Raw genomic sequence first — 16,634 nt, forward strand, 5'->3', positions numbered from 1 at the left:
AGATTAACATTTATTACTATGTCAGTATTTTTTATTTTTTTTTTGTCTCTAATTAATCCATTATCAGTTTCTAAGGAAGACCCCAAAATAAAAAATGGAGATTTAATCTTTCAAGAATCCTGTTCAGGAGAATTTGGAAATGCTGTTAAAGAAGTTACTTATAGCGCAAAAGGTTATAATTTCACTCATGTAGGCATTGTTTGGATTAATCCCGATAATGATAGTATATATGTAATAGAAGCAACTCATCCGAAAGTATGTATTACTCCTTTGAAAAAATTTTTAATTCCTGATGGCGGAAAATGTAAGCCTACATCAGTTTTAGGGAGAGTTAAAGAAAAATATCATCCATTAATATTACCTGCAATAGAAGAAGCAAAAAAGTTAGTGGGTTATGAATATGACGATGCCTTTGATATCTGTAATAATAAATATTATTGTTCAGAACTGATTTATAATATTTTTTTAAAAGCAAATCATAATACTCCTGTATTTGAATTAAATACTATGACATTTAAAAGAAAAGGGACAAATAAATATTCCCAAAATTGGATTGAACACTTTCGTAAATTAAACATTCCTATTCCTGAGGGAGAATTAGGGATAAATCCCGGAGCTATGTCTAAACAAAAAAATGTGATAGATATACTATACGAAATTCCTTAGTTTTAAAATTTTTTTTTTTTATTTTTTAAACTTTTTTATAATTACTCTGTCAAATAATAAAAGAGAGAAAATATGAAAAAAGTATTAATTATAAGCGTATTAGTTTTATGTTCCGGTTCAGCTTTTTCACAAGATAAAAATAAAGATTCTTTACTTTCAAACTCATCAAAAAATGAATTATTTAAAGAAAATAAAGAAAAGACAAAATGTATGAAAGACAAGATGGTCAAAGAACTTAATCTGAATGAAAACCAAATTAAACAAATTAATGCTATTGATGATAAATATAAAGCTCAAGAAGAATCTTTACGAAAACAAGCTGAGGCGATTAAAGAGCAAAAACATCAATTAAAGGAAAAGAAAAGAGCCGAAGTGGAAAAGGTTTTAAACGATGATCAAAAACAAAAGCTAGAAGAAATGAAAAATCAGTTTCATGATAAAAAGAAAAACGATTTTTATAAAAAGAAAAAATAGTTTGTTTTTTTCTCTTTAATTTAAAAAAGGATCTTTCAATTTTGAAAGATCCTTTTTTAAATTAAAGATATATATACTTTAAGCAAATTTTTGCATATCAATTAATTTTTTGTACATCCCATTTTTTTCAATCAATTCTGTATGGTTACCTTGTTCTATAACTTTACCCTTATCCATTACAATAATCATATCTGCATTAACAATTGTCGATAATCTGTGTGCAATTACTAAAGAAGTCCGGTTAGACATTAAGTTATCTAAAGCTTCTTGTACTAATCTTTCACTTTGAGTGTCCAGAGCTGAAGTAGCTTCATCTAAAATCATTACAGGAGGATTTTTTAAAATAGCCCTTGCAATAGCAATTCTCTGTTTTTGCCCTCCGGAAAGTTTTCCTCCTCCTTCTCCAATAATTGTATTAAAACCTTCAGGAAGCTGTTCTATAAACTCTAATGCGTTTGCTACTTTTGCAGCGTTTACAATTTCATCCATTGAAGCATTAGGATTACTTAATTTTATATTATTAGCTACCGTGTCATTGAATAAAATAGATTCCTGCGTGACCATTCCTAATAATTTTCTATAGCTTTTAATATTTAAGTCTCTAAGGTCATGTCCATCCACTAAAATTTCTCCTCCATCAATATCATAAAAACGTGCAAGCAAATTAGCTAGAGTAGTCTTCCCACTACCGCTTTGACCTACAATAGCTATAGTTTTGCCTTTAGGTATATTAATAGTTACATTTTGTAATATGGGATGTCCTTCTTCATACTGAAAATCTATATTTTTAAATTGAAAACCAATTTCCAATTCATTTAAAACTAGAGCATTTTCTGATTCATAAATTTGAATATTACTTTCTAAGGTTTCTATAATTCTATCTGTAGAAGCTGTTCCTTTATGCAAATTGGTTAATGATGTAGATAACGTTTTAGCAGGTTCAAGTAATTGAAAAAACAAAGCTATGTAAATTAAAAAAGATGAAAGATCTAAACCTTTTCCATCTAAAATGAGTGAACCTCCATACCAAGTAATAAAAATCATGGCCACTGAGCCCAAAAATTCAGAAGAAGGCGAGGCTAACTCATATTTTTTCATCATATTAATAGATAATTTCCGTAAATATAAAACACTGGTAATAAACCTGTTTTTCATGGTTTCTTCTGCATTAAATATTTTAATTACTTTTGCTCCGTTTAAAGTTTCATCAATTATAGATAATACGTTTCCAGACTCAATAAGTCCTCTGCGTGCATCTTTCTTAAGACTTTTTCCTATAGAAGATATAATCCAAGCCATAAAAGGGAGAACTATCAATGCTATTAAAGTTAAAGATGGACTTATTAAAAGTAAAGATACCAATGTAAAAATAATTGAGAATGGAGTACGCCAAAGTTCTAAAATAGCGTTTAATAAATTCCCTTCTACTTCACCTACATCTCCGGATAATCTTATCATAATATCTCCTTTTTTTCTTTCTGTAAAATAAGATACAGGGAGAGAGATGATTTTATTATACATAGCCAAACGAAGGTCTTTAGAAACTCCACTTCTCAATAATACTATAAAATACTGGGCTAAATACCTAAAAATATTTCGTAATAGAAAAAGAATAATAACAGTGAAGCATAGATAAGCTAAGAATTTTTTAGCACCTATATCTATTATATTTTCTTGTAAAAAAAGATAAAATTTATATTTTATTTCTGAAAAAAAACCCTCTGAAGCTTTTTCTTGTACATGTTTTAGGGTTTCTTGTTGTTTTACACTTCCTCCTAACAGCATATCTAAAATAGGCATGATAGATAACACCGAAACAATAGAAAATAAGGAATATAAAACATTGAAAAAAATTCCTAAGAAAAATTCTTTTTTATAAGGATAAGCGAATTGTTTAAGTACCTTTTTTAATGAATTCATACATATTTTATAAGGTTACAAAGATAATACTTTTACCATTATTAATGAGTAAAGGAAGATAATGATAATTTGACAATTTATTTAAAATGGTAAAATTTGAGAGTTGGAACAATAATATTTTACATTCTAAAATTAATTATTGTTAGCATCAAATCTGGGAATAGGTTGTAAATCTCCAAATTCATATGCCTGCATGAGAATATTTTCTACGTAAGAATCATCTCTTATATTATAAGGATCATAAGGTTCTTTTAAATCTATATCAAAAGCTTTGGCTTTAGTATTCCACCAAAAAGCAGACCAGCCGCTTCTTAATTCTTTTATAATATCAAATACGGTTTTCCCTGTAGCTCTATACATTAACTTCGAAAAAATCTTTCCTTCTGTTTTAGTAAGTGCTTTTAGTTTTTTTTCGTATTCGGCAGAAAGTTGTTTTTGCCTGTTTTGAATATACTTTTTAAAGCGACTATTGTTTTTATTTATTTCTAATGAATCATGAATGTTATTATATTGCTTTACAGCAATTAATAAATAGGGATATAATCTATAAACTTTAGTTTTCAGCCAAAAGTATTGATACTTATCTAAATCATTATTAAATTTAGGAAGACCATATATATTTACATGTTTCAGGTCAACAATAATACTATCTTCATCATTTATAACAAAATCTGCTTCATTTCTAATAATAGAATCAGAATTAAAAAATGTATTTTTCATGTTTTTATTATCATTCTCAGGTTCTTGAGCGCTATAATAATAAAATATAAAAAATGACAGCAATATATAGATTTTCTTAGTTTTCATTTATCTTAAAATATCAAAAACTATTCCTAAAATTTTTATATTTGTATAAATTATTGCAATTTTTAAAATGAAAACTAGTATTAATAAAAGCTCTATGAATTTTTTAGAGAAGTATTTAAATACTCCTTCTCCTACAGGTGCAGAAATTAATGGGCAAAAAGTTTGGATAGATTATATTAATTCCTTTGTTGATAAAATACATATTGATAACTATGGAACAGCTTATGCTATTATAAATCCTTCTGCTAAATACAAAGTAGTTATTGAAGCACATGCAGATGAGATTTCATGGTTTGTAAATTATATAACCGAGGATGGTTTATTATATGTAATAAGAAATGGAGGTTCGGATCATATGATTGCACCCTCTAAAAAAGTTCATATACATACAAAAAAAGGAGTGGTTAGTGGAGTATTCGGTTGGCCGGCAATTCATACGAGAAATTATACGGGAGCTGAAGAAGCTCCTAAAGTCGAAACTATTTGGGTTGATTGTGGAGCACAATCTAAAGAAGAGGTAGAAAAATTAGGGATTCATGTAGGTTGTATAATTACTTATCCGGATGAGTTTTTTATATTGAATGACACCTATTTTGTATGTAGGGCTTTAGATAACCGTATCGGAGGATTTATGATTGCAGAAGTAGCCCGTCTCTTAAAAGAAAATAATGATACATTTGATTTTGGATTATATATAACTAATTCTGTACAGGAGGAAGTAGGACTAAGAGGGGCAGAAATGATTACTAATACTATAAAACCAGATGTAGCTATAGTTACAGATGTTACCCATGATACTACAACTCCTATGATCGATATGAAAAAACATGGGGAAATAAAATGCGGTAAAGGGCCGGTGATTACTTATGCTCCGGCAGTTCAAAACAATTTAAGAGAACTCATTATAAATGCTTCTGAAGAAAATAAAATTCCGTTTCAAAGACATGCTTCAAGTCGGGTAACAGGTACAGATACAGATGCTTTTGCCTATTCAAACGGTGGAGTGCCTTCTGCTCTTATTTCATTACCCTTAAAATATATGCATACAACAGTAGAAATGGTTCACATAAAAGATGTAGAAAATACGATAAAGATGATTTATCATAGTTTAAAATCAATTAAAAACAACCAGGATTTTAAATATTTGAAAGTATAAATAAAAAAGGGACTGTTTTAATCAGTCCCTTTTTAATATTTTACTTCCATTGAGAAGGATTTATTTCATTTTTTATAGCTTCGGGAATTTTTGGAAAAAAAGTAAACCCTGTTTCTTTTTCTAATTCACTTACTGTCATTTTATATAAATCAATATTTGTATTTGTTACCGGTTTTTCATTGTTCATCTTATAAGCTATAGAAGTAAAAATATCCCCATTTCTTTTTAATAATGCTTTGTAATAATATTTAGGTACTGCAATTTTATTTTTATTGTTATCATATGCATAATTAATAGTAGGATCTGTAGCTGTTGTAATTATAGCACCGGTAACCACATATAATGTATCACATTGATAAGACCAGGTTCTAACTTTTTTTTCTAAATTAGCCCATAAATTTTGATTTAATATGCTATTTTGCGGAGTCATATTAGAAAAATAAAAAGTAGTTTTATTATTGTTTTTAGAGTTGGTTCTATCTGCGCTAGGTATTTGGTGCCCTCTATCAAATCCAGGTATTCCTTTAAATAAAGAAGATTGTTGCTCTTGAAGAATTTGTGGATCAAAATTCCAAGCATCAGTCCTACCGGATTTTCCTATATAATACTTGTGTAGCGGGTAAGCTACCCAATATGCGATTTTATTTTGCGTATCATATAACATAGAGTAATTTCTCTGTGAAGGATTATCTGGTAATTTATGCGAAATAAAAAGTGTGTTTTGCATATTTTTTTGTTTAGGTAATTCTAACCAACCTAATTTACCAAGTGGTACACCTTCTTTAAATCCTTCTTGTATTAATCTTACAGTCTTAATTTCTAATCCGTTAGAAACAGATATATCAACTATACGTGTTTTTTCATTTTTATTGGGTTCTATTATTATTGAAACAGTAGAAGAGGATACTCCTTCGTTAGATGAAAAAGAAACCCAGGATTTGTTTTTATCTTCAATAGATATAGTCCATTTTCTTGTAGTTGTTATTTTAAGTTCAGAAGTAGTAGTTTCTGCCGATATCTTTTCCGGTGAAAGATTTATTATAAAATTATCTTCTTCATATTCATTATCATTATCACTACTACAATTCATATTAAACAAAAATGTACTAAATAATAATGAAATTAATAAAAATGAAAGTTTTTTCATAAGATTTTTTTTTAATTATTTAATAAAATTAATTTTTATTTGCTAAATTATTAAATAATTAATAAACAAAATAGAAGTATAATTTATTGAATATTATAAATTATAATATATATATATTATATAGGTAAAATTATAAAATAGTATGTCAAAAATTGACATATATTACAAAATAAATAACAAATAATAGGGAATATTATGATGGGGAGAATTATGTACTACTAGTTTGTGTAAATATTAATTTTAACTACAGGCAGATAAGATCACTACCTTTCATATATTAGAAACAGCATTAAACCGAATATTAGACAATAAACTGAAAATAATTTATATTTATATTATCAACTATTATTCAATTAAGTTGTGGATTACTTGGAGAATTAACCCAAATTATATTTGTTTTATCCATCTTTATCAGCTCATTTTTCCATAAATTTTTATCCCATTCTAATATATTAAGTTGAGGGTCATCATATATAAGCCAATCTTCTCTTTTCATTTCATTTTCTAGCTGCCCTTCTCTCCAACCTGAATAACCAATAAAAAATCTAATTTCATTTTTTCCAATTAAATTTTTATTTATAGATAATTTTATTTGATCATAATCTCCAGACCAAAAATAATTATCAGAGATCTTAACACCTCCTTTTATTATGTCTGGACGTGAATGAATAACGAATAAATGATCTTGGTTTACTGGTCCCCCCATATACACAGCAGTATCGGCTTCTATTCCTGGCATAAGGTCTGATAATTTTTTAGTGTATATTTTATTTAATATAAAACCTACAGTTCCTTTTTCTTTATTATAATCTGTAATATAAATTACACTTTTAGAAAAAAAGGGATCTTCAAGAATAGGTTTTGTAATTAATAATTTACCTTTGTAATCCATATCATTCATATACCTAACATTATTCTTTACTAAAATATAAAATTACACATTTTTTTATTATGGAAGATTTATCTGATAAGAGAAAAGTATATAATTCAGGTTATTTAATTGAATCTGAATTAAAAGATAATCCTATGGAATTATTCAGAGATTGGTATATATTTGCAGAGCAAAGCAATTTGATTGTTGAAACCAATGCTATGTCAATTTCAACTATAGAAGATGACAAAATTCCCAGAACACGTATTGTACTATTAAAGCAATATACTTGGGAAGGTTTTATTTTCTATACAAATTATGAAGGAAGGAAAGGTCAAGCAATTGCAAAAAACCCTAATGTTTGTTTAAATTTTTATTGGGACAAGATTGAAAAACAGATAATTATAAATGGTATTGCTGAAAAGATTGCTAGTAATTTGTCTGATGGGTATTTTCACTCCAGACCAAGGGGAAGTCAACTAGGAGCTATAGTTTCCCCTCAAAGCCAAATAATTCCCAATAGAGAATTTATGGATAACAGATTAAAAGAAATGGAAGAAGCTACTAGAAATATAGAAGAAATTGAACGTCCAAAAAATTGGGGCGGATTTATTGTAAAACCTTTTCAAATAGAATTTTGGCAAGGAAGGCCCAATCGACTACATGACAGAATTATATATACTTTAGATGAAAATCAAAACTGGAATATTAACCGATTAGCTCCTTAAATCATAATTATAAATACAACTATGAAAATAAAAGCATTTTTTCTATTTATAATATTAAATTTGCTCTTTTCTTGTCATAAGGAAAAACTACATCCTATTAATTTTTATTACTGGAAAACTACTGTAGATATAGGTAAAATAGAAGAAGAGTATTTCAATTCTCTTCATTGTAATAAATTATATGTACGTTTTTTTGATGTAGATAAATATGAAAATCAGTTTCCAATACCTAAAGCGGTTATTAAAGATTTTACTCAATTAAATTTAAAAGCAGAATATGTTCCGGTAATTTTTATAACTAACCGAAGCCTACAAAATTTATCTCAAAATAATATTTCGGAACTGGCTAAAAAAATTAATTCCTTGATTAGTTATATTTATAAGACTAACCATTTTCAAGAATATACAGAAATTCAATTAGATTGCGACTGGACTTCTTCAACTAGAGATAATTATTTTTATTTACTTAGTGAATTAAAATCTATTTCCCATAAAAATATTAGTTGTACTATTCGACTTCATCAGGTTAAATTTAGGGAAAAAACAGGAATACCGCCGGTGGATAAAGGATATTTAATGTGCTATGCAACATCTAATCCTACGGAAGAATCCAATAAAAATTCTATTTTAGATATTGATTTGCTTAAAGACTATCTCTCTACTATACGTACATACCCGCTAGAGTTTGATATTGCTCTCCCACTCTTTTCCTGGGGAATAGTTAAAAATCATATGGGAAAAATAAAAATAATCAATGGATTAACTACTGAAGAGTTAGAAAATAAAAAATTTACTAAAATTTCTGAAAATAGGTATAAGGTTATGGAAGATCATTTTCTTCATGGTTTGTACCTTAATAAAGATTTTATTATAACTATAGAAAATATCTCACCAAAACTATTAAATGAAACGAAAATGTACTTATCAAAAAAAATAGATAAACCATATAGTATTATTTATTTTCATTTAGATAGTATATTTGTTAAAAGATTTAAAACAGAGGAATTATTATGAAAAAAATCGTTGTATCTTTCGCCTTATTAGCTTCTTCTTTGGTCTACCCTTGTACACATTATAATCCTGAATATGATTATTATAACCTGTTTATGCAGGAAACTATCAATTCTCCTCAATATTTTCCCTTTCTATTAGGTTTATCTTCTACTTATTACTCTTCTACTAATAAAATATTTACTTTTAAAAATGAAAATATTGAAGAATGGCAAAAATATTTACATGTAGAGTATAATCAGGCTTATTATCTGGTTTTTAAATCTAAAGAAACAGATATACGGTCCCTAATTAAAGGAAAAAAAATTAATAATGATACTTTGTCTTTTATCACTCCGGATTTCATAACAAAAAACATACAAGCTTTAAAATACATTGCCTATTCCAAATACCTGGAACCTTATATGAGTGTTTCTTTTTCAAAAACTAATTATTGGATGGATAGTCCTTCTTTATCTGTAAATGATTTGGATTATGAAAAAGTAATCAATGTATTAAAAAGAAGCTGGAATGCAGAAACCGACAAGGAGCTAAAACTCCGATATGGTTATCAGTTAGTACGTTTGGCTCATTACAAAAAGGATTTTGAACAAGCTATTGAATATTTTAATCAATATGTAGCCTCCTTAAAATATTATCCTGTAATGTATTATTATGCATTGGATCAAAAGGCTGGAGCAGAAAGGGGATTAGGAAATTTAATTCAGGCAAATTATGATTTTTTTACTGTCTTCACCCACACTAAAAATATAAAAAGTAAAGTATATTCCTCATTAATATTGTCTCAACCCAAACAAAATGAATACGAGTATAATTTTTCCATTTCTGATAATTTTTTAGAAGATTTACTAAAAAATGCAAAAACTGAAAAAGAAAAGAATGATGCATATCTTTTATTAGGATATCAGGATTTTAATAATCCACTAAGCTCTCTGAAAGAAATAATACAAAATTCACCGGATGCCATACAAGCTAAAGTTTTAATGGCCAGAGCTGTAAATCAGCTGGAAAGAAACTATTTACACGTATTCCACCGTTGTGTAGATACTGAACATTATGCAAAAAATAATACAGATAAAAGGCTACCCGTAATTACTGAAGATTCAACAACTCCTTTCTTCCAACAAACGTTAGATCTTTCCCTGAAACAGTCATTAGATAGAAAAGTAAAGGATACAGATTTTTGGAATTTAACTACTTCTTATTTATATTTTTTACAAAAAAATTATAAAAAATCCCGTGAGTTTTTATCTAAGGTACATGCATACAAAAAAATTTACAAAGAACAAAAAATCAGACTGCAGATGTTATTGGATATTTGTGAGCAGCCTATTATTACTCCTGAATTTGAAAAAATATTATTTTCAAAATATAAAAATATATTTAATGATAATTTAAAAAATAATGACTATACTTCTACCCAATCTTTTATTATAGATATTTTAGCTAATCGTTATTTTTTACAAAAACAATACGCCCAATCCTTTTTATTGCATAATCAAATTACAGATTTGGAATATAATCCTAATTTATCTTTACTAGAGGATATAGTTGCTCTATATCATAAGAAAAATAAATCTCCTATGGATACATATTTGGTTAAAAATATATCTCCATATGGATATGATGGATATGTACAAAAAAAACAAACCAATTTTAATTTTGATGAATATGTAGCTCAGATGAAAGGAAATGTCTATTTGTCTCAGGGCGAATTACAAAAAGCACTTGCTGAGTTCCAAAAAGTAAGTAATAATTTTACACTTTTTAGCATCAATCATAGATATGGAGAAGAACAAACTTTGAAACCCAATGAATATAACGGCTATAGCAACATTCCCTATTATATTTTCGGATATAATAAGATTGAATCTTTTCAATCTCCTGAATCAGAAGTTATGGGCGTAGATTATCTGAAAGATTTTAAGTTTATCAAATCTACTATGAATAAACGGGAATTAACTGAAACTCTAATTTCCTTGCAAAAAATAGCTCAGAAAGATAACGAACAATCTGCAAAAGCTAATTATCTTTTAGGAAACTTCTTTTATAATACATCCTGTAACGGATATTACCGACATATTTTACGATTCGATAAAAACAATCAGAATGGGCCTAAATTTTACTATAATACTCATTTAGATTTTTTTGCTATGGTATATTTTAAAGAATATCCTAGTACTACTTATTTTTCGGATTACACAAAAATTCCTACTCAATATTTGGAAAAAGCGCTCAGTTTGGCAAAAGACAGGGAACTTAAAGCCCGGATTGTTTTTGCGCTTTCAAAAGTAGAACAGGAAGATTTTTACTTGGCGAGATATTATTGCTACAGAGATAAATTACCGGAAGGAGATGGCATTTTAATTAAAAACCGAAGATATTTTGCTTCTCTTAGTGATTTAAAAGATACTCAATTTTATAAGGAAGTAAAAAGTAACTGTTTATACTTTGAATATTATGTTACTCATTATTAGAATATTTTTATATTTTTAAAGATAATAGGTTGGTTTCTCTGTTTTCTAATCAAATATAATAGTCTTTAATTTTTTGTAAAGACTACTTACTTGACCTATTGTCTTTTTTTGTAAATAATGGGTGTCCAATGAAAAATTGGTCTAATTTTACTGTTACATAATGTAAATATTATTAAGGAACAAAATATATCATTTTTTTAATTGAGACGTTTTTATTGATAAGGATGGAATCTTTTATTTTACTATAAATATTGTATTCCTCAGGAATTTACTTTAATTAAATCCATATTATTTCGATACTCATAATTTACTACTTTTATAACTTGTTTATTAGTTTATTATAGTTTCACTCTCCTTGTTTTATTATTTTACAGTTGAAGAAATATCCTAAACTATCTATATCACACTTTTCAATGGACCCATTATTACAATGAAATACACCATTTTTTTCTTTGCATATTTTTCCTGAATCATAAGTATAAATAGAAGTATCTAAATCTATCATTATTTTATTCTTTTTCTTTTGGTAAATTACACTATCTTTTTTCATTAATAATTTTAATTTTCCATTTCTATAAAAAGAAGTATAAGATGGAAAAATATTTTCTTTTAAACAGGAATTTTTTTCTTTTGGAAAATCGTAAAGGGTATGTCTATTTATGATTAGAGAATCTTTTTGGAAAGAAAAATATAAGCAATTTGAGTTTTCAGATTTCAAACTTTTACTACTTTTAATTAAAGAAAAGCCAAAAAAATAGATTGAATCAGGTGTATATATATGTAAACTATAATCATCTTCTGAAAAAAGATGTTGAAAGAAAAAGTTATCTTGTATAATAAAATCTTTCAGTCTTTTTTTAGATAAAAACGAATCTATTTGTTTTTGTCTATATTGATAAAATTCTTTATGCAAACTATCATTAAAGAACCTTTTTCTTTTATTATAGTTTATTGCTTTGCTTATATATTCTTTTTCTTGCAAAGTTTTTATAATTTTATCTGTTTTATGTATATCATTAGAGCTACATCCAATTAAGAATAATAAACAGATACAGTAATTATTTATCTTTTTCTATAATATCATAATTAAAAGCTTCATTATAATCTATCTCTTTGATAGTTTGAGTTATAGGATTAAAAATAGGATAATTATTTTCATATTTATTAATATATAGATTTTTATGATTATTGTCTATTAAACGCGTTTTTGAACCTATTTTATCACGATCGTAATAATCTCTTAAAGGAATTCCCGCAGCCATACTTATTTTATTTTCTATATGGGAAGCATAGATTTCATCTACCATAATTGTTCCTTCCCAATAACTTAAATCTTGCTGTTTTAAGTGAAATGATTTTACATGTCCCATTTTATGCCCTAAAACAATATAGGAAAGATTATTTTATAGTATCACAATAAATGTACTCTCCCTTTTCGTTTTTCATACATTTTTTACTAATATTTCTACATTCCATAATATTATTTTTAGTCATACAAATACCATTTGAAGTAAACCATTTTGTTGTATTTAAATCTATCAAAGTTTTGCTATTATTGCGTTTTAATAAAATGGAGTCTTTATTATGATTTATTTTAGATAAATAATCTAACCTATTATTTATATAACTTGAAATATAATAGCTATCAAAACTATTTTTATTATCTGACAATGATTTATTTACATAATATAAATTATTGTCAGAAGTATAAAAAAATGGATTACCTAAAATAAATGTTTTTACATTTTTTCTTCTAATAGTTTTATTTTCTTTTGAAATTGAATAATTGTAAATAAGTACAGAATCTTTATATATAATAAATGCATCATAAAGCGGAATTCCTGATGCATCATTTATATTAAAGCTTTCTTGAATTATAAAATTTCTTATCTTTTTCTGTTTAATATATTTATTTATAAATTTTCTATCTTTAAAAAAGTCTTGATACAATTTATTATAAAATCTTTTATTTTGTGGAGAAAAAGTCATATAGGTCTGTTCTATATTTTTAGTTTCAATATTCTGAATTATTTTTGCAGACTTATTGACACCTGTAATATTACAAGATATAATCAATAAAATAAATAGCGTATATATTAATTTATTCATTTTTTTATATGGTAATAATTAAATGCTACTGATTTGTCTAATTTATGTAATGGTTTTGCAAAATAATCTTCTGATTGGTTAATATAAAATGAGAATCCCTCTTTATCCATAATATCTCCATATCCAGAACCATCGTATTTATCCCGTAGGTTTGCTGCTCTATATCTTATTCTCAATATGAGAAGCATAGAGCTCACTTTATAGTATCACAATGATATAAAAAACCAGTATCATGCATTCTTTTACATTTCATATTTACATTATTACAGCTAAGAATATTGTCCTTTTCTGTACAGTATCCATTCGGTGTAAAAAATTTTTGACTATTTAGATCTATATTTACATTACTATTTTTTCTAAATATTATTGAATCGAATTCCATGACTAGATTTAATTTTCCATTTTTATAACTAGATAAATAATTTTGATTATTTGTAGAAAAATCAGAAAATAATTCTTTTTTATTTTTTTTATAACATATATTGTTACTGAAAACCTTGTCAATACCTCTGTTTATTTCTATAGATTTATTTTTGAATGTATATATTAAACATCCATTATCTGCGACATTATTCATTACTATATCATAAGAAATACCTTTTTTGGAATGAAAGTAGTAAATAGAATCTTTTGTAGTTATAATCGCTAAATAAAATGGATTTTGAGATGATAAAAATTCTGTACCAAACTTTTCTTCTAAAAGAAAAATATCGAATTTATGTTTTTGTAAAAAAAATTTCACCTGATTATCCCTAAAAAGGAATAAGTCTTGATAAATAGTATCTAATTTTCCCCCATTTATATATTTTTCTTTCTGTATTTTTTCGACTATTATTGGAGGGGTATATAAATTTTGATTACAAGAACATAATAAAAGAAGTGTTAATGTCTTTAAATATGCTTTATTGATCTTTTTGAATAATATCATAATTATATGCTATATTTTTATCTAATTTTTTAGGTTTTAAATTTGGATAATTACTTTCTTCTTTATTAATATACAAACTAAAATGTTCTATATCAACTAATCTTGTTCCTCCAAATTTATCTCTTTCATAAAAATCTCTCAGAGGAATACACCTGTTGCTTTTCGTATTTTGTTTTCTATATGGGAAGCATAAATTTCATCTATCACTATACCTTCATCTTCCCATTTTTGTGTATCTTGTTGATTTTTATAATATGACATGACGTGTCCCATTTTATGCCCTAAAACTATATAGGAAGAAACTTTATTTCGTTCAAAATATCCTTCAATAAATAATTCTTCCAGTTCTCCCTATAAGTAATTTGATTTTCATCAGCATGATTTATTCTTTTTAGTTTATTATAATTTCACTCTCCTTGTTTTATTATTTTACAGTTGAAGAAATATCCTAAACTATCTATATCACACTTTTCAATGGACCCATTATTACAATGAAATACACCATTTTTTTCTTTGCATATTTTTCCTGAATCATAAGTATAAATAGAAGTATCTAAATCTATCATTATTTTATTCTTTTTCTTTTGGTAAATTACACTATCTTTTTTCATTAATAATTTTAATTTTCCATTTCTATAAAAAGAGGTATAAGATGGAAAAATATTTTCTTTTAAACAGGAATTTTTTTCTTTTGGAAAATCGTAAAGGGTATGTCTATTTATGATTAGAGAATCTTTTTGGAAAGAAAAATATAAGCAATTTGAGTTTTCAGATTTCAAACTTCTACTACTTTTAATTGAAGAAAAACCAAAAAAATAGATTGAATCAGGTGTATATATATGTAAACTATAATCATCTTCTGAAAAAAGATGTTGAAAGAAAAAGTTATCTTGTATAATAAAATCTTTCAGTCTTTTTTTAGATAAAAACGAATCTATTTGTTTTTGTCTATATTGATAAAATTCTTTATGCAAACTATCATTAAAGAACCTTTTTCTTTTATTATAGTTTATTGCTTTGCTTATATATTCTTTTTCTTGCAAAGTTTTTATAATTTTATCTGTTTTATGTATATCATTAGAGCTACATCCAATTAAGAATAATAAACAGATACAGTAATTATTTATCTTTTTCAATAATATCATAATTAAAAGCTTCATTATAATCTATCTCTTTGATAGTTTGAGTTATAGGATTAAAAATAGGATAATTATTTTCATATTTATTAATATATAGATTTTTATGATTATTGTCTATTAAACGCGTTTTTGAACCTATTTTATCACGATCGTAATAATCTCTTAAAGGAATTCCCGCAGCCATCCTTATTTTATTTTCTATATGGGATGCATAGATTTCATCTACCATAATTGTTCCTTCCCAATAACGGAGATCTTGTTGTTTTAAATGATAAGATTTTGCATGTCCCATTTCATGACCTAATATAACATATGAAGAGATTAATTGTGGTAAGGGATTATTTTCTACAGGTAATTTAATAGGAATACCTTCATAAGTAATGCTAAAACCATTAGTATGATTTATTCCACTCCCAGGTTTTACACCGATAGTGACTTTATATTTTTGTTCAAACCAGACTAATAGTTTTTTTCCTTCGGAATTTGAAGCCAATAAGTCTAAATCTTCTTTTGCTTTTTGTACATACTCATTTACATGTCCAGTATAAGGTTCAATTTTAAACAATTGATTATCTCTACTATATTCTTCAATTTCTTCATAGAGATTACCTTGAGAATATTTAAAAATTTTTGTTCTATTTTTATCATTTTCATGTGATATTCTTGAGGAAATAATAATATATCCAGGCTCTCCGGTTTTTAAACTTACTTCTATACTTGCTTCTTGTATGGGGTTCTCAAAATAAGCATAAATAGTAATCTTTTCTGAAGGTTCTGACTCAGAAATACTTAAAGTTACTTCCTGCTTTCCTCTAGCTTGAGATGCAAAAATAAGATTGTCGTCATTATGCTGCATCGCCCATTTTATTTGTTTAATTTCTAATGGTGACTTCAATTCCCGATTAAATTCTGTGGCTTTATAGATATAAGATTTTCCTTTCTCTATTACAGTAATTTTGTCTCCCTGTTCATTAAAAGGCCCTTCTATCTTTACCACTTGTAAAGGTATAGGTGGTTTATAATTATTAAGATATTGTACACCTCCTTGTTTCCCGGTCATCACCACTTTTGTAGCTGAATTAAAAGTTAAATCGCCCTCCGTAGCAGTAAGAGTTATAGATTTTTTTGCGATTTTTACACTTTCTCCCCCTATGGTTCGTATAATTTTTCCTCCTTCCACTTTTTGTTATTGTATGAGTTT

The 16,634-nt window shown here is 26.4% G+C and carries 18 protein-coding genes; 6 read left to right on the forward strand and 12 right to left on the reverse strand.

The genetic code is table 11. From position 1 onward, the window contains the following. The first annotated feature begins 18 nt into the window (after positions 1-18). Both C4S77_RS07975 and C4S77_RS07980 read left to right on the forward strand, forming a co-directional pair. Entirely contained in the window at positions 19-666 is a 648-nt protein-coding gene (locus tag C4S77_RS07975) for a YiiX/YebB-like N1pC/P60 family cysteine hydrolase (protein ID WP_105247095.1), read from the forward strand. Positions 667-738: 72 nt separating this feature from the next. Continuing rightward, complete coding sequence (locus tag C4S77_RS07980) at positions 739-1,140, forward strand: hypothetical protein (RefSeq protein ID WP_105247096.1); 402 nt, start codon at positions 739-741, stop codon at positions 1,138-1,140. Between the two features lie 78 nt (positions 1,141-1,218). On the opposite strand, the gene C4S77_RS07985 is transcribed toward C4S77_RS07980, so the two are convergent. After that, entirely contained in the window at positions 1,219-3,060 is a 1,842-nt protein-coding gene (locus tag C4S77_RS07985; protein ID WP_105247097.1) for an ABC transporter ATP-binding protein, read from the reverse strand. Between the two features lie 132 nt (positions 3,061-3,192). After that, positions 3,193-3,780 (reverse strand): DUF4294 domain-containing protein, encoded by a 588-nt coding sequence (locus C4S77_RS07990; protein ID WP_181042850.1) that lies wholly within the window; start codon positions 3,778-3,780, stop codon positions 3,193-3,195. 154 nt (positions 3,781-3,934) lie between these two features. On the opposite strand from C4S77_RS07990, the gene C4S77_RS07995 reads away from it, so the two are divergent. Continuing rightward, on the forward strand, positions 3,935-5,023 hold the full coding sequence (locus C4S77_RS07995) for a M42 family metallopeptidase (RefSeq protein WP_105247099.1): 1,089 nt from the start codon (positions 3,935-3,937) through the stop codon (positions 5,021-5,023). A gap of 40 nt (positions 5,024-5,063) precedes the next feature. On the opposite strand, the gene C4S77_RS08000 is transcribed toward C4S77_RS07995, so the two are convergent. Both C4S77_RS08000 and C4S77_RS08005 read right to left on the reverse strand, forming a co-directional pair. After that, positions 5,064-6,170: a DNA/RNA non-specific endonuclease gene (locus C4S77_RS08000; protein WP_105247100.1), complete on the reverse strand. Its 1,107-nt coding sequence runs from the start codon at positions 6,168-6,170 to the stop codon at positions 5,064-5,066. A gap of 349 nt (positions 6,171-6,519) precedes the next feature. After that, positions 6,520-7,071 (reverse strand): YqgE/AlgH family protein, encoded by a 552-nt coding sequence (locus C4S77_RS08005; RefSeq protein ID WP_105193268.1) that lies wholly within the window; start codon positions 7,069-7,071, stop codon positions 6,520-6,522. A 50-nt stretch (positions 7,072-7,121) separates the two neighbouring features. On the opposite strand from C4S77_RS08005, the gene pdxH reads away from it, so the two are divergent. The 3 genes from pdxH to C4S77_RS08020 are packed head-to-tail and all read left to right on the forward strand — an operon-like array spanning position 7,122 to position 11,257. Further along, entirely contained in the window at positions 7,122-7,769 is a 648-nt protein-coding gene (pdxH, locus tag C4S77_RS08010; protein WP_105247101.1) for a pyridoxamine 5'-phosphate oxidase, read from the forward strand. Between the two features lie 21 nt (positions 7,770-7,790). Then, positions 7,791-8,783 (forward strand): hypothetical protein, encoded by a 993-nt coding sequence (locus C4S77_RS08015; protein WP_105247102.1) that lies wholly within the window; start codon positions 7,791-7,793, stop codon positions 8,781-8,783. Continuing rightward, positions 8,780-11,257, forward strand: a complete 2,478-nt coding sequence (locus C4S77_RS08020; protein ID WP_105247103.1) for a hypothetical protein — start codon at positions 8,780-8,782, stop codon at positions 11,255-11,257. The genes C4S77_RS08015 and C4S77_RS08020 overlap by 4 nt, the downstream gene beginning before the upstream one ends. A gap of 346 nt (positions 11,258-11,603) precedes the next feature. On the opposite strand, the gene C4S77_RS08025 is transcribed toward C4S77_RS08020, so the two are convergent. From C4S77_RS08025 to C4S77_RS08055, 8 genes are all read right to left on the reverse strand, one after another. Then, entirely contained in the window at positions 11,604-12,239 is a 636-nt protein-coding gene (locus C4S77_RS08025; protein WP_105247104.1) for a hypothetical protein, read from the reverse strand. 76 nt (positions 12,240-12,315) lie between these two features. After that, positions 12,316-12,627, reverse strand: a complete 312-nt coding sequence (locus C4S77_RS08030; protein ID WP_105247105.1) for a hypothetical protein — start codon at positions 12,625-12,627, stop codon at positions 12,316-12,318. A gap of 28 nt (positions 12,628-12,655) precedes the next feature. Then, positions 12,656-13,366, reverse strand: a complete 711-nt coding sequence (locus C4S77_RS08035) for a hypothetical protein (protein ID WP_105247106.1) — start codon at positions 13,364-13,366, stop codon at positions 12,656-12,658. Then, the gene (locus C4S77_RS08040; protein ID WP_105193256.1) at positions 13,363-13,554 is read right to left on the reverse strand and encodes a hypothetical protein; all 192 of its coding nucleotides are present in this window, start codon (positions 13,552-13,554) and stop codon (positions 13,363-13,365) included. The genes C4S77_RS08035 and C4S77_RS08040 overlap by 4 nt, the downstream gene beginning before the upstream one ends. Positions 13,555-13,559: 5 nt before the next feature. Then, positions 13,560-14,294: a hypothetical protein gene (locus C4S77_RS08045; protein WP_105247107.1), complete on the reverse strand. Its 735-nt coding sequence runs from the start codon at positions 14,292-14,294 to the stop codon at positions 13,560-13,562. A 138-nt stretch (positions 14,295-14,432) separates the two neighbouring features. Beyond that, positions 14,433-14,555, reverse strand: a complete 123-nt coding sequence (locus C4S77_RS13375; protein ID WP_260209634.1) for a hypothetical protein — start codon at positions 14,553-14,555, stop codon at positions 14,433-14,435. Positions 14,556-14,701: 146 nt separating this feature from the next. After that, the gene (locus C4S77_RS08050; RefSeq protein ID WP_146106070.1) at positions 14,702-15,430 is read right to left on the reverse strand and encodes a hypothetical protein; all 729 of its coding nucleotides are present in this window, start codon (positions 15,428-15,430) and stop codon (positions 14,702-14,704) included. After that, positions 15,414-16,613, reverse strand: coding sequence for a M91 family zinc metallopeptidase (locus C4S77_RS08055; protein WP_105247109.1), 1,200 nt, complete (start codon positions 16,611-16,613; stop codon positions 15,414-15,416). Before C4S77_RS08055 ends, C4S77_RS08050 begins: the two co-directional genes overlap by 17 nt. Positions 16,614-16,634 lie beyond the last annotated feature (21 nt).

It is taken from the genome of Apibacter adventoris, from assembly GCF_002964975.1.
Lineage (GTDB): Bacteria > Bacteroidota > Bacteroidia > Flavobacteriales > Weeksellaceae > Apibacter > Apibacter adventoris.

What these genes read in the sequence shown, in the direction of transcription:
- C4S77_RS08005 (WP_105193268.1), bottom strand. Translation starts at nt 7,071, where the DNA reads ATGAATGATATGGATTACAAAGGTAAATTATTAATTACAAAACCTATT.
- C4S77_RS08045 (WP_105247107.1), bottom strand. Translation starts at nt 14,294, where the DNA reads ATGATATTATTCAAAAAGATCAATAAAGCATATTTAAAGACATTAACA.
- C4S77_RS08030 (WP_105247105.1), bottom strand. Translation starts at nt 12,627, where the DNA reads ATGGGACATGTAAAATCATTTCACTTAAAACAGCAAGATTTAAGTTAT.
- C4S77_RS08015 (WP_105247102.1), top strand. Translation starts at nt 7,791, where the DNA reads ATGAAAATAAAAGCATTTTTTCTATTTATAATATTAAATTTGCTCTTT.
- C4S77_RS07990 (WP_181042850.1), bottom strand. Translation starts at nt 3,780, where the DNA reads ATGAAAAATACATTTTTTAATTCTGATTCTATTATTAGAAATGAAGCA.
- C4S77_RS07995 (WP_105247099.1), top strand. Translation starts at nt 3,935, where the DNA reads ATGAAAACTAGTATTAATAAAAGCTCTATGAATTTTTTAGAGAAGTAT.
- C4S77_RS07985 (WP_105247097.1), bottom strand. Translation starts at nt 3,060, where the DNA reads ATGAATTCATTAAAAAAGGTACTTAAACAATTCGCTTATCCTTATAAA.
- C4S77_RS13375 (WP_260209634.1), bottom strand. Translation starts at nt 14,555, where the DNA reads ATGTCATATTATAAAAATCAACAAGATACACAAAAATGGGAAGATGAA.
- C4S77_RS08000 (WP_105247100.1), bottom strand. Translation starts at nt 6,170, where the DNA reads ATGAAAAAACTTTCATTTTTATTAATTTCATTATTATTTAGTACATTT.
- pdxH (WP_105247101.1), top strand. Translation starts at nt 7,122, where the DNA reads ATGGAAGATTTATCTGATAAGAGAAAAGTATATAATTCAGGTTATTTA.
- C4S77_RS08020 (WP_105247103.1), top strand. Translation starts at nt 8,780, where the DNA reads ATGAAAAAAATCGTTGTATCTTTCGCCTTATTAGCTTCTTCTTTGGTC.
- C4S77_RS08040 (WP_105193256.1), bottom strand. Translation starts at nt 13,554, where the DNA reads ATGCTTCTCATATTGAGAATAAGATATAGAGCAGCAAACCTACGGGAT.
- C4S77_RS08035 (WP_105247106.1), bottom strand. Translation starts at nt 13,366, where the DNA reads ATGAATAAATTAATATATACGCTATTTATTTTATTGATTATATCTTGT.
- C4S77_RS07980 (WP_105247096.1), top strand. Translation starts at nt 739, where the DNA reads ATGAAAAAAGTATTAATTATAAGCGTATTAGTTTTATGTTCCGGTTCA.
- C4S77_RS07975 (WP_105247095.1), top strand. Translation starts at nt 19, where the DNA reads ATGTCAGTATTTTTTATTTTTTTTTTGTCTCTAATTAATCCATTATCA.